Raw genomic sequence first — 12365 nt, forward strand, 5'->3', positions numbered from 1 at the left:
AGGAATGACTAATACTCCCTCGACAGACAAACCCGTGCCAAAGGTGCTGGTCATCTATGCGCACCCAGAGCCGCAAACCTCTATCGCTAACCAGATCATGGTTAAAAAGATAGAGTCACTTGGGAATGTCAAAATTCACGATCTCTACGCCATCTATCCGGACTTCTTTATTGATGTGCCTTCCGAGCATGAATTGCTGCTTGAATATGATGTGATTGTGTTCCAACACCCTTTGTTTATGTATTCATGTCCTTCATTGTTGAAAGAGTGGTTTGATCGCGTCTTAGGCAAGGGTTTTGCATTTGGTGAGCAAAGCGCACTTAAGGGCAAATACTGGCGCAGTGTGATTACTACTGGTGGTAAAGAAGAGGCGTTTGGTGCCGCAGGCTATAATAAATATCCATTACAAGAGATTTTGCAACCATTCGAGCTAACCGCGGCTTTGTGTCAGATGAATTGGATATCCCCTTTGGTTTTACACTGGGCACGCAATGTCACCGATATGACGCGTTACCAACACGCAGAAGCGTATCGAAATTGGTTGCGAGACCCGCTACAAGATATAGGAGCAGATGATGGCTCTGACTAATGATTTTCTACAAAGTAGCGTTATATTTTTAGCGGCTGCTGTGGTTGCGGTTCCTATTGCGCAGCGAGCTGGCTTGGGGTCAGTACTGGGTTACTTATTAGCTGGTGTAGTGATTGGCCCGTGGGGACTTGGCTTAATCAGTGACGTAGAGGCGATTCTGCACTTCTCCGAATTCGGGGTGGTACTGCTGCTCTTTCTGATTGGCTTAGAACTTAACCCCAAAAAACTGTGGCAGATGCGAGCCCCCATCCTCGGGTTAGGTGGCGCGCAAGTGCTGATTACCACTCTGATCATCACCGCTATCGCCTGTATGTTCGGTTTAACTTGGCAAACGAGTCTAGTAATAGGTATGGGCTTAGCACTGTCTTCGACCGCGATTGCCTTGCGTGTTATTGAAGAGCGAGAACTTGGTGGCAAAGAAGCAGGTCAGTCAGGCTTTGCAGTACTACTTTTCCAAGATATCGCTGTTATACCAATGCTAGCTATGCTGCCTCTGCTTGCGGGGAATACCGGCGGCAGCTGGGCTGACATGCTTTGGATGCTGGGTGGCGTGATTGGTTTACTGGTCGGTGGTCATTTCTTGTTGAGACCGCTATTCCGATACGTAGTAATGAGTGGCGTACGTGAATTGTTCACCGTCGCAGCGCTGTTATTGGTAATTGGTATTGCCGTAATCATGCAACAGATAGGCTTGTCGATGGCATTGGGTACTTTCCTAGCAGGCGTACTTCTGGCTGAAAGTGAATATCGACATGAGCTTGAAATCGCCATCGACCCATTCAAAGGGTTATTGCTTGGTTTGTTCTTTATTTCTGTGGGGATGGCGGTGAACTTAGGCTTACTCGCTGAAAGCCCATTCGCGATACTGATTGCCGTTTCTGCATTGGTCGTATTGAAAGGCTTAGTGCTGTATGCGCTGGCTCGAATCTTTGGTACTCAGCCCAAAGCCCGTAGCCGAATGGCGATGATTCTCAGCCAAGGTGGTGAGTTCGCTTTCGTTATTTTTACCGCGGCGAGTGCGCAGGGCATATTAAGTGGCGAACAAGTGTCGTTCTTATTGGTGGTTGTGAGCCTTTCAATGGTAACCACGCCATTGATGCTCAAGCTGCAAGACCGATTCTTTGCTCGTCAACTTAATCAAATCAGTGAGAACGCAATGTCTTCGGATGTTGTCGATCGCAGCCCTCGAGTGATCATTGCAGGCTTTGGTCGTTTTGGTCAGATCATTGGCCGCTTGATGTACGCCAACAAGATTCGCATCACCGTTCTTGAAAGTGATGCCAGCCAAATCCACATCCTGAGAAAGTTCGGCTACAAGGTATTTTACGGTGATTCAACGCATCTAGAGCTGTTACGCGCAGCCGGTGCTGATAAAGCAGAAGCGATTGTTCTGTGTACTGACTCTCCCGATGAAATAATGAAAACCGTTGATCTATGTAAGCAGCACTTCCCACGTTTAAAGATCTTAGCGCGTGCCCGAAGTCGTGTTGAAGCGTATCAATTACTTAACCACGGTGTGAGTAACTACTCTCGTGAAACCTTCCTTGGGGCACTGGATTTAGGCCGTCAAACATTGACTGAACTTGGCATGCATCCATATAAAGCGAAGCGAGCAGAAGCACACTTTAGAAAGTTGGATAATGGTATGCTGAAAGAGTTACTGCCTCAGCATAACGAAGATGCTGAGTTAGCCCAAAGAGCGAAAGAGGCTCGTAAAGAACTTGAAGAGATCTTTGGACATGAGATGGAAAACGATCACCAATCTCGAAACTATTGGCAGTAGCTCGAATTGAGAGCTAATAGCTTGAGTTTAGAGATAGATCTTGAGCTTAGAAATAATAGTCTAGAGAACCAATCTAATAATAAACGTGGTCTCTGCTTTTTCTTAAATAGATCTAGAGTAGAAGAACTGCGGATCCAGAGTAGTAAAGGATATCAACGTGAAACAGAAAAAACGCTTTATCGCAGGGGCAAGCTGCCCAAGTTGTAGTACTCAAGACACACTCCGTTGGTGGATTGAAAATAATATAGAGCTGGTGGAATGTGTCGATTGTGACTTCACAGAGCAGCGTAAACCGAAAACTGTAGAGAAATCTGAACACGCGAATCAAGAAATGATCGGTATTTTTAAGCCAGAATGATTGAGTTTCGTCAATTGATCCCCATAATATCCGGGTACAGAATTTTTCCTAAGCTCAACTGTTCGAGCTTAGTCCAAACCTCCTTGGAGCTCTCATGAAAATTGAAAAGAACGTAGTAGTTAGTGTTGCATATCAAGTGAAACTTGAAGATGGCGTAGTAGTTGACCAATCAACTGCAGAAGCTCCACTAGATTACCTTCACGGTCACAACAACCTAATTACAGGTCTTGAAAAAGAGCTTGAAGGCAAAGTAGCTGGCGACAAGTTCTCTGCAACTGTTACTCCAGAAGACGCTTACGGCGAGCACAACGACGCACTAGTTCAACGTGTTCCTGCTGACGTATTCCAAGGTGTGGAGCAAATCGAAGTTGGCATGCGTTTCCTTGCGGATACTGATCAAGGTCCAATCCCAGTTGAAGTTACTGAAGTAGATGGCGACGAAGTTGTTGTTGATGGTAACCACATGCTAGCTGGCCAAACTCTAACGTTTGACGTTGAAGTTGTAGCGGTCCGTGAAGCGACTGAAGAAGAAGTTCAACACGGTCACGTACACCAAGAAGGCGGCTGTGGCGGTCACGACCACGATCATGACCACGAAGGCGGTTGCTGTGGTGGCGAAGGCCATGACCACGCTGAAGAGAAAAAAGACGGCTGCTGCGGCGGCGGTAGCTGTGGTTCTCACTAATACCGAAATAACGGTTTAGTCTAAGAATCTTGAAAGCCTCCCTTGTGGAGGCTTTTTTGCGTATTGGCGCCGAGCTTTTTGACTTGGTTTTTTATCTACAGAGCCAAGCATTCGCAAAAGTTTGGTTTTCGCTATCAGACATCGAATTATGGATGTGGTATTGATAGCACAACATTATAAGACGACGTCAGTGGAGAGTTCGCATGTCACAACCCTTTTCAATTGCCATTCATGGTGGAGCCGGAACCATCTTGCGAGAGCAAATGAGCGATGAATTAAAAATGGGTATTACCGAGGCTTTGGAAAAGTCGGTTTTGGCGGGCTATCAAGTATTGAAAGCGGGTGGTGATGCTCTGGATGCGGTGGTTGCGTCAGTCAAGGTGATGGAAGACAGTCCGCACTTTAATGCAGGTAAGGGCTCTGTTCTTACGCATGATGAGTTTGTAGAGATGGATGCGTCGGTGATGCACGGCCGCGAAATGGATGCGGGTGCCATTGCTGGTGTTCGCCACATTAAAAACCCGATTGAACTGGCTCGCGATGTGATGCTGAAAAGCGATCATGTGTTGCTGATTGGTGAAGGTGCCGAGAAGTTTGCGTTTGAGCATGACTACACCTTTACTGAGCAAGATTACTTCTTTACTGAGCGCCGCTATGACCAACTTCAGTCGATGAAAGAGAAAGGCATCTTTGCTCTGTCTGAAGCGAAATACGACGAACAACAAGTTCAGAAATATCCAGATGATAAAAAGTACGGCACGGTGGGAGCTGTTGCATTAGACCAAGCGGGCAATTTAGCGGCGGCCACTAGTACCGGTGGCGTGACCAATAAGAAATACGGTCGTGTGGGTGACTCTCCGATCATTGGTGCAGGAACCATCGCTGAAAATGGCAACGTTGCCGTTTCAACAACCGGGATGGGCGAGTTCTTCCTACGTAAGATGGTCGCCAGTGATGTGGCAGCACGAATGCGTTATCTAAAAGAAGATGTGCATACGGCTTGTGAAACCATCATTCAAGGTGAATTAAAAACCATGGGCGGTGAAGGCGGTTTGATTGCGGTTGATGGGCAAGGTGATATTCATTTTGGTATGAACAGCTCTGGGATGTATCGTGCAAGTGTTGATACCGAAGGCAGAGTGGAAGTTAAAATCTATGCTGATGATTAAGTGTGTATCGGCTTAATTTAACGTTAGCTTATACTTCACACATACTTAATACACAAAAGGGCGACAGATGATATCTGTCGCCCTTTTATTTTAAGATTTCTAACGATATGCGTAGTTAGAACCAGCTCGCTATTTTGAACTGCACATTAATAATGTGGAGGTGGCGTCTCTTCTGATGCGTCAGCTAGGTTAGAGCCATCCATATTCTTCACTTTGCCGACCACGAATTTCATCTGGTCTTGCATTCTCGTGATCAGCATCTGTTGTTGGCTAAGTGCCTCATTGAGTTCTTCAATGGTCTGTTCTTGGAAAGCTAATTGACACTCAAGGTCATTCACGCGGCTTTCTAGTTGTTCAACTCGCTTTTCTGTCATCGTTCTTAATCCACATTCCAAGCTTGGGCTATGCCCGCAGAGGTGCCCGATATCACACGGTTCTTATCATCAAAGGCTGCATCATACACTACCGCACGAGGAGGGCGAGCATCTTTTAGTGGCTCAGCATCGTGGCGAGAAATTCGTTTGCCGTCTTTGGTATTCCACACACTCACTTGGCTTGATGGTGTGCCCGTCACCAACATGCTGCCGTCATCAGAAAAACGCGCACTCGAGAAAATCAATTGTCGAGACCAGCTTTGCAATTGCGCTTGAGGTTCGCCCGTTTCAAGATCCCAAATCATCGCTTGATTGCCGCCGTCAGAAGTAAAAGCCAGCTCGCCATCGCGTTGTAGCGCGACTCGTACTACTCTTTGTTCATGCTCAAAGGTGCGCAATACCAAGCCCGACTCGGTATCCCAAAGATAGGCTTTGTAGTCGTTACCCCCCGATAAGGCGTAGCGTCCATTGGATGAAAGGGACACGGAATTCACTTTTTCTCGGTGAGCGAGGAACTCCAGACGGCGTCCGGTGACTAAATCCACATAGATGGCTTTGCCATTAGAAAGGCCAAGCAGTACTTTTTCACCATTGCTAGAGATATCGACATCGCGAATTAAGCCATCGGAGATAGACCATAGCCCTTCAGCTTGTGTCCAAGATAAGTCCCAAACGGCGAAGTTCATCTGGCTAGCGGTAATGGCAAAACGGCCATTGTCCGAGATACGGATACGCGATACTTGGTTTTCTAACTGGTCTTGTGGACCAAGTTGAGCCAACTCTTGATCTTCGGCGAGGTCCCAAAGCAGCAGTTGCTTTTGCTGAGAGTAGAGAAGGGCGAAGCGTCCATCTCTACTGAGTGCAAAGCTGGTGGCACCATTGGGCTCAATTTCCCAACGCTGCTCATCATCTTGGAAGAAAAAGCAACCATTTAACAAGGTGATGACAATTGTACATAGCAATGAGTGGAAAAATATTCGCATCACATCTAATAATCCGGTTTGTGTCGAAAGACATATGACTAGTATATTGTTATAACTAACGTATTCACACCAATCTAATCATTAGATTTGTGCACAATAACCAATGGCTTGGCCATTAATTGGAGAATTCAATGAAATCAGTTTTAAAAGTATCACTGCTTGCCGCAACGGTTATGCTAGCAGTTGGTTGTCAGAAAGAAGAACCAAAGGCAGAAGCTCCACAGGTAGAAGAAGTTAAAGTTGAAGCAGTAAACTTTAAAACAGAAGATGACAAAGCGGCTTACGCAATCGGTGTATCTTTCGCTAACTACCTAAGCACAAGCATTGATAAGCCAAGCGAGTTAGGTATCAACCTAGACAAAGATATGGTTCTTCAAGGTATCGAAGACGTATTCGCAGAGAAAACAGCACTTAACGAAGAAGAAACTCGCGCAGCTCTTGAAGCTCTAGACAAGCGTGTTGCTGAAACGATGCAAGCACAAGCGGCAGAAAAGTCTGCAGAAGTGAAGAAAGCCGGTGATGACTTCCGTGCTGAGTTCGCTAAAACTGAAGGCGTTAAGCAAACTGAATCTGGTCTACTTTACCAAGTAATGACTGCTGGTGAAGGCGCTTCTCCAAAAGACACTGATACCGTTCAAGTACACTACAAAGGTACGCTAACAGACGGTACTCAGTTCGACAGCTCTTACGATCGTGGCGAACCAGCAACATTCCCACTAAACCGCGTAATCCCAGGCTGGACTGAAGGCGTACAACTAATGCAAGTTGGTTCTAAGTACAAGTTCGTTATCCCGCCAGAGCTAGCATACGGTGAGCAAGACACACCGACTATCCCTGCTAACTCAACGCTAGTATTCGAAGTTGAACTACTAAACATCGATAACGCTGAAGCAGCTCCTGCACAGTAATATCGGTTAAAAGCCTCGTACTAAAATACGTTGATTGAATAAAAAGCCTAACTTTGAGTTAGGCTTTTTTTATGATTTGAAGGTGAGTATTTGATTTTTAAACTTGTTCTAAATCACTAGTTGCAATGTTAGCTAGGTGTGCAATTAAAATTTTCTGATAAACTTACATAAATTTGTTGATTTTTCACACGAAGGTAAGGAATAAGTGACTACTACAGAAACAGTCAATGCAGATGTGTTACTTGAAATGGAATCAGTCCACGTTATGCCATTCAGTGAACACGATAAAATCATTCTAAGATCTTATGAGGCCGTTGTTGACGGTATTGCGAGCCTTATTGGTCCGTTTTGTGAAATCGTTTTGCACTCTTTAGAAGACCTCAATACTTCTGCGATTAAAATTGCCAACGGCGAAAATACAGGTCGTCAGGTTGGCTCGCCGATCACCGATCTTGCATTGAAGATGCTAAAAGATATTGAAGGTTCTAAGCGTAACTTCTCACGTTCATACTTCACTCGCGCTAAAGGCGGAGTGTTGATGAAGTCGATCACGGTTGCTATCCGCAACGGTGAAGACCGAGTGATTGGTCTACTGTGTATTAACGTCAACCTAGACGCGCCATTCTCACAAGTACTGCAATCGTTCATGCCTACGCAAGACGCAGACGAAGCCGCATCATCGGTTAACTTTGCTAGTGACGTTGAAGAACTTGTTGACCAAACGGTTGAACGCACCATTGAAGAAATTAACGCTGACAAATCGGTGTCGAACAATACTAAGAATCGTCAGATCGTGATGGAGCTGTACGACAAAGGTATTTTCGATATTAAAGACGCGATTAACCGCGTTGCTGAGCGACTGAACATCTCTAAGCACACCGTGTACCTATACATCCGCCAACGTAAAACAGAGGATGAAGAGGGTTGCTAAGCTATACACTCCTAGTTAATGGGCCGGTCTATGGCTCACAATCAGCAAGACGTGCCTACCAGTTTGCCGTGGCTCTGATTCAACAGGGTCACAAACTTCACAGCGTATTCTTCTATCAAGATGGCGTCAGTAACGGCTCGGACCTTACTGTACCGGCTAACGATGAATTTGATTTAGCTTCTGCTTGGCAAAAGCTGGCTGATGAACACGATGTTAGCCTTGAAACCTGTGTGGCAGCTGCGCTAAGACGCGGAGTGATTAGCTCTGAAGAAGCAAAGCAACATCAACTAAGTGCCTCTAACCTAGCCACGGGATTTACTCAGGCCGGATTAGGGAGCTTATCGGAAGCGCTACTAACGCAAGATAGGGTTGTGCAGTTTTGAGAAAGTTAGCCTTTATATTTAACAGTTTCCCTCATACGACCGCTGCGGGTAGAGAAGGGTTAGACGCATTACTTGCTGCCTCCGCATACAGTGACGATATCGCCGTGTTCTTTGTTGGCGATGGCGTGACACAGCTTCTCAAGGCGCAGCAGCCCGACGAAACACTATCGCGTGACTATATCTCTGCATTCAAACTTATGGACCTGTACGACATCGAACAGGTGTATGTGTGTCAGCGTAGTCTGAGTCAGTTTGGTCTTTCAGCAGACAACCTGCTAATCGATGTGACCACCGTTGAAGCCGACGAGTTAACGCAAAAGTTAGCTCAGTGCCAACAGATCCTGACTTTCTAGGGGACGCTATGCTTCATATCGTAAAATCAGTCGACAAACTTAAACTTGCATTGACCTATTCTCAGCCACAGGACCAGTTCCTTTTGGTGGAAGATGCAGTGTATGTTTGCCTTCCTAATCATGAGTTATTCACTCAAATCTGCGCAGTAGAGCAGGTGTCGGTGTTAAAACCAGATCTCGATAGCCGAGGTTTACAACGACTTGTCTCAAGTACCATTGATCAAGTTGACTTCGATGGCTTCGTTAAACTGACGGTTTTGAACGACAAATCAGTGACTTGGTAAGCGTCTTTTATCAGTTTGGTTAAAATTAGACCATCCTGAGCTCTAGACGGCTAAAAAAGATCTGTATATTTCTTGACACACCTCCCACTGCTGAATAGAATTTTGCGTCCCTAATTACGACTTGTGATTAGGGATAGATTTTTCACAAAGCTTACTTTCAAGTAAATTTCAGGAGCTAGTTAATGGCAACTATTAACCAGTTGGTTCGCAAGCCTCGTGTAAAGCAAGTTGTTAAAAGCAACGTGCCTGCACTAGAAGCGTGCCCACAAAAACGTGGTGTATGTACTCGTGTTTACACTACTACACCTAAAAAACCTAACTCGGCACTACGTAAAGTATGTCGTGTACGTCTAACCAACGGTTTCGAAGTAACTTCGTACATCGGTGGTGAAGGTCACAACCTTCAAGAGCACAGTGTTGTACTAATCCGTGGCGGTCGTGTAAAAGACCTTCCGGGTGTTCGTTACCACACTGTTCGCGGCGCGCTAGACTGTGCTGGCGTTAACGACCGTAAACAAGGTCGTTCTAAGTACGGTGTGAAACGTCCTAAGTCTTAATGCATTTTCTTTTTTTAAAGAAAGCGTTAAGTAAGGCCAAACACTATTTTATTTATTATTCTGAAAAGTTTTGGAAAAAACCTGAAGAAGACAACGGAGAATATCCATGCCACGTCGTCGCGTAATAGGTCAGCGTAAGATCCTTCCAGATCCTAAGTTCAAATCTGAATTGCTGGCAAAATTCGTTAACATCCTTATGGTTGACGGAAAGAAATCTACTGCAGAAAAAATCGTTTACACTGCACTAGATTCAATGGCTGAGAAGTCTGGTAAAGACCACTTAGCTGTATTTGAAGAAGCTCTTGAAAATGTTCGCCCAGCGGTAGAAGTTAAATCTCGCCGTGTAGGTGGTTCAACTTACCAAGTACCTGTAGAAGTTCGTCCGGTTCGCCGTAACGCTCTTGCTATGCGTTGGGTAGTTGAAGCTGCGCGTAAGCGTGGTGAAAAATCTATGGCTCAACGCCTAGCTGCTGAAATGCTAGACGCGTCTGAGAACAAAGGTACTGCGGTTAAGAAACGTGAAGACGTTCACCGCATGGCTGACGCAAACAAAGCGTTCGCACATTACCGTTGGTAATACCTTTTTAGTGCTGCAAGGTTCCTTGCAGCACTTCTTTAGTTCCTATGCTTATGCTAGGAACTATTGCTATTTCTAGGGCAAGCAATTTTTAGCGAAGCATCGCTTTAACGCATAATCTAGGCATAGCAATAGTCCCTAAGTCTCTAATAAGAGGATTCAACCGTGGCTCGTAAAACTCCTATAGAGCAATATCGTAATATCGGTATCGTTGCTCACGTAGATGCAGGTAAAACAACCACAAGTGAACGTATTCTGTTCTATACCGGTCTTTCTCACAAAATCGGCGAAGTTCACGATGGTGCAGCAACCATGGACTGGATGGAGCAAGAGCAAGAGCGCGGTATTACGATCACTTCAGCAGCAACCACTACGTTTTGGCGTGGTATGGAAGCTCAGTTCTCGGACCACCGTATCAACATCATCGACACTCCTGGACACGTTGACTTCACAATCGAAGTTGAACGTTCTCTGCGTGTACTTGATGGTGCAGTTGTTGTGTTCTGTGGCTCATCTGGTGTTGAACCTCAGTCAGAGACAGTGTGGCGTCAAGCTGATAAGTACCAAGTTCCACGTATGGTTTTCGTTAATAAAATGGACCGTACCGGCGCAGACTTCTTGCGCGTAGTTGAACAGATCAAGGACCGTCTAGGCGCAACTCCTGTTCCAATTCAACTGAACATTGGTGCTGAAGAAAATTTCCAAGGCGTTGTCGATCTTATCAAGATGAAGGCAATTAACTGGAACGAAGCTGACCAAGGCATGACTTTCACGTACGAAGATATTCCTGCAGACATGCAAGAAATGGCTGAAGAATATCGTACAGAACTTGTTGAAGCTGCTGCAGAAGCAAATGAAGAGCTTATGGATAAGTACCTTGAAGAAGGTGAACTAACAGAAGCTGAAATCAAACAAGGTCTTCGTACTCGTACCCTTAATAATGAAATCGTACTCGCTACTTGTGGTAGTGCATTCAAAAACAAAGGTGTACAAGCTGTTCTAGATGCAGTTGTTGATTTCCTTCCTTCTCCAGTCGATGTCCCTGCAATTAAAGGTATCGATGAAGATGAGAATGAAGCAGAGCGTCACGCAGACGACAAAGAACCGTTCTCAGCGCTAGCATTTAAGATTGCAACAGACCCATTCGTTGGTACTTTAACTTTCATCCGTGTTTACTCTGGTGTTGTTGAAAGCGGTAAAACAGCTTACAACTCTGTGAAGAAACAACGTGAACGTTTAGGTCGCATTGTTCAAATGCACTCAAACAAGCGTGAAGAAGTAAAAGAAGTACGAGCAGGTGACATCGCAGCCATTATTGGTCTGAAAGATGTGACTACTGGTGAAACCCTTTGTGACCAGAACCATAAGATTGTTCTTGAGCGCATGGAGTTCCCAGACCCAGTTATTCAGATCGTTGTAGAGCCAAGCTCTCAAGCTGATCAAGATAAAATGACTATCGCTCTAGGTAAACTAGCAGCGGAAGACCCATCGTTCCGCGTTGATATGGATGCGGAAACTGGCCAGACTCTGATTTCTGGCATGGGTGAACTACACTTAGATATCATCGTTGACCGTATGAAGCGTGAATTTAGCGTCAACTGCAACGTTGGTAACCCGCAAGTGGCTTACCGTGAGACTATTCGTGGTACTGCGAAAGCGGAAGGTAAATTTATCCGTGAACATGGTGGTAAAGGTCAGTACGGTCACGTATGGCTGAAACTGGAACCATCAGAAGCTGGCGAAGGCTTTGTCTTTGTGGATGAAATTGCCAATGGTATCGTACCGAAAGAGTTTATCGCTTCAGTTGCTAAAGGCGTTGAAGAGCAGATGAACAATGGTGTGCTTGCTGGCTATCCAGTTTTGGATATCAAAGCTACACTATATGATGGTTCTTACCATGAAACAGATTCAAGTGAGATGGCGTTTACAATCGCTGCCTCTATGGCTTTCAGAACGGGTGCACTTGAAGCGCAACCAGTTTTGCTTGAGCCTATGATGAAAGTTGAAGTAACTACTCCAGAAGACTGGATGGGTGACGTTGTTGGCGATATTAACCGTCGTCGCGGCATCATCGAAGGTATGGACGAGGGGACAGCTGGCCTGAAGATAATTCGTGCACAAGTTCCGTTGTCTGTCATGTTCGGTTACGCAACTGATTTACGTTCTGCGACACAAGGTCGTGCTTCTTACTCTATGGAGTTTAGTGAGTACGCTGAAGTGCCTAACAATGTTGCAAAAGCAATCATTGCAGAGCGTGGTTAAACAAAAGGAAGGCATTTTTTTTCATTTTTTGAAAGAACAATGCGTCCAAATATTGCGCTAACGAGAGTTGGCGCATAAAATAGCAATTTCTGGCGCGTCTCGCTCAATAATGAACGTGGCGAATCATAACTAGGAAGGAACACGATTGTGTCTAAAGAAAAATTTGAAC

Annotated in this window: 15 protein-coding genes; 13 read left to right on the forward strand and 2 right to left on the reverse strand. The window is 45.4% G+C overall.

All coding sequences use genetic code 11. The features are described from left to right. Positions 1-4 precede the first annotated feature (4 nt). The 5 genes from kefG to FTW16_RS22075 all read left to right on the forward strand — a co-directional run bounded on the left by kefG (position 5) and on the right by FTW16_RS22075 (position 4584). Positions 5-589, forward strand: coding sequence for a glutathione-regulated potassium-efflux system ancillary protein KefG (kefG, locus tag FTW16_RS22055; protein ID WP_146492445.1), 585 nt, complete (start codon positions 5-7; stop codon positions 587-589). Beyond that, positions 576-2372, forward strand: coding sequence for a glutathione-regulated potassium-efflux system protein KefB (kefB, locus tag FTW16_RS22060; RefSeq protein WP_146492446.1), 1797 nt, complete (start codon positions 576-578; stop codon positions 2370-2372). Before kefG ends, kefB begins: the two co-directional genes overlap by 14 nt. A 157-nt stretch (positions 2373-2529) precedes the next feature. Continuing rightward, complete coding sequence (locus FTW16_RS22065; RefSeq protein WP_019825339.1) at positions 2530-2730, forward strand: YheV family putative zinc ribbon protein; 201 nt, start codon at positions 2530-2532, stop codon at positions 2728-2730. A gap of 94 nt (positions 2731-2824) precedes the next feature. Then, positions 2825-3415: a peptidylprolyl isomerase gene (gene slyD / locus FTW16_RS22070; protein ID WP_086715744.1), complete on the forward strand. Its 591-nt coding sequence runs from the start codon at positions 2825-2827 to the stop codon at positions 3413-3415. A 203-nt stretch (positions 3416-3618) separates the two neighbouring features. After that, positions 3619-4584 (forward strand): isoaspartyl peptidase/L-asparaginase family protein, encoded by a 966-nt coding sequence (locus FTW16_RS22075; protein WP_146492447.1) that lies wholly within the window; start codon positions 3619-3621, stop codon positions 4582-4584. Positions 4585-4730: 146 nt separating this feature from the next. Here the strand turns inward: FTW16_RS22075 and FTW16_RS22080 are convergent, their stop codons facing one another. Both FTW16_RS22080 and FTW16_RS22085 read right to left on the reverse strand, forming a co-directional pair. After that, on the reverse strand, positions 4731-4958 hold the full coding sequence (locus tag FTW16_RS22080; RefSeq protein ID WP_009848930.1) for a SlyX family protein: 228 nt from the start codon (positions 4956-4958) through the stop codon (positions 4731-4733). 5 nt (positions 4959-4963) lie between these two features. Then, positions 4964-5941, reverse strand: a complete 978-nt coding sequence (locus tag FTW16_RS22085; RefSeq protein ID WP_146492453.1) for a WD40 repeat domain-containing protein — start codon at positions 5939-5941, stop codon at positions 4964-4966. 131 nt (positions 5942-6072) lie between these two features. Between FTW16_RS22085 and fkpA the strand changes: the two genes are divergently transcribed. The 8 genes from fkpA to fusA all read left to right on the forward strand — a co-directional run bounded on the left by fkpA (position 6073) and on the right by fusA (position 12196). Further along, the gene (fkpA, locus tag FTW16_RS22090) at positions 6073-6849 is read left to right on the forward strand and encodes an FKBP-type peptidyl-prolyl cis-trans isomerase (protein WP_017061105.1); all 777 of its coding nucleotides are present in this window, start codon (positions 6073-6075) and stop codon (positions 6847-6849) included. Between the two features lie 205 nt (positions 6850-7054). Beyond that, positions 7055-7780, forward strand: coding sequence for a transcriptional regulator (locus FTW16_RS22095; RefSeq protein WP_004729851.1), 726 nt, complete (start codon positions 7055-7057; stop codon positions 7778-7780). Further along, entirely contained in the window at positions 7774-8163 is a 390-nt protein-coding gene (tusD, locus tag FTW16_RS22100) for a sulfurtransferase complex subunit TusD (RefSeq protein WP_146492448.1), read from the forward strand. The genes FTW16_RS22095 and tusD overlap by 7 nt, the downstream gene beginning before the upstream one ends. Next, entirely contained in the window at positions 8160-8516 is a 357-nt protein-coding gene (gene tusC, locus FTW16_RS22105; protein ID WP_146492449.1) for a sulfurtransferase complex subunit TusC, read from the forward strand. The genes tusD and tusC overlap by 4 nt, the downstream gene beginning before the upstream one ends. Before the next feature lie 8 nt (positions 8517-8524). Next, positions 8525-8800, forward strand: coding sequence for a sulfurtransferase complex subunit TusB (gene tusB, locus FTW16_RS22110; protein WP_146492450.1), 276 nt, complete (start codon positions 8525-8527; stop codon positions 8798-8800). 182 nt (positions 8801-8982) lie between these two features. Then, complete coding sequence (gene rpsL / locus FTW16_RS22115; RefSeq protein ID WP_004737194.1) at positions 8983-9357, forward strand: 30S ribosomal protein S12; 375 nt, start codon at positions 8983-8985, stop codon at positions 9355-9357. A 106-nt stretch (positions 9358-9463) separates the two neighbouring features. Beyond that, positions 9464-9934 (forward strand): 30S ribosomal protein S7, encoded by a 471-nt coding sequence (gene rpsG / locus FTW16_RS22120; RefSeq protein WP_010435163.1) that lies wholly within the window; start codon positions 9464-9466, stop codon positions 9932-9934. A 165-nt stretch (positions 9935-10099) separates the two neighbouring features. Next, the gene (fusA, locus tag FTW16_RS22125) at positions 10100-12196 is read left to right on the forward strand and encodes an elongation factor G (protein ID WP_017061101.1); all 2097 of its coding nucleotides are present in this window, start codon (positions 10100-10102) and stop codon (positions 12194-12196) included. Positions 12197-12365 lie beyond the last annotated feature (169 nt).

The sequence above is a fragment of the Vibrio sp. T20 genome (assembly GCF_007858795.1).
Classification (GTDB): Bacteria; Pseudomonadota; Gammaproteobacteria; order Enterobacterales; family Vibrionaceae; genus Vibrio; species Vibrio satsumensis.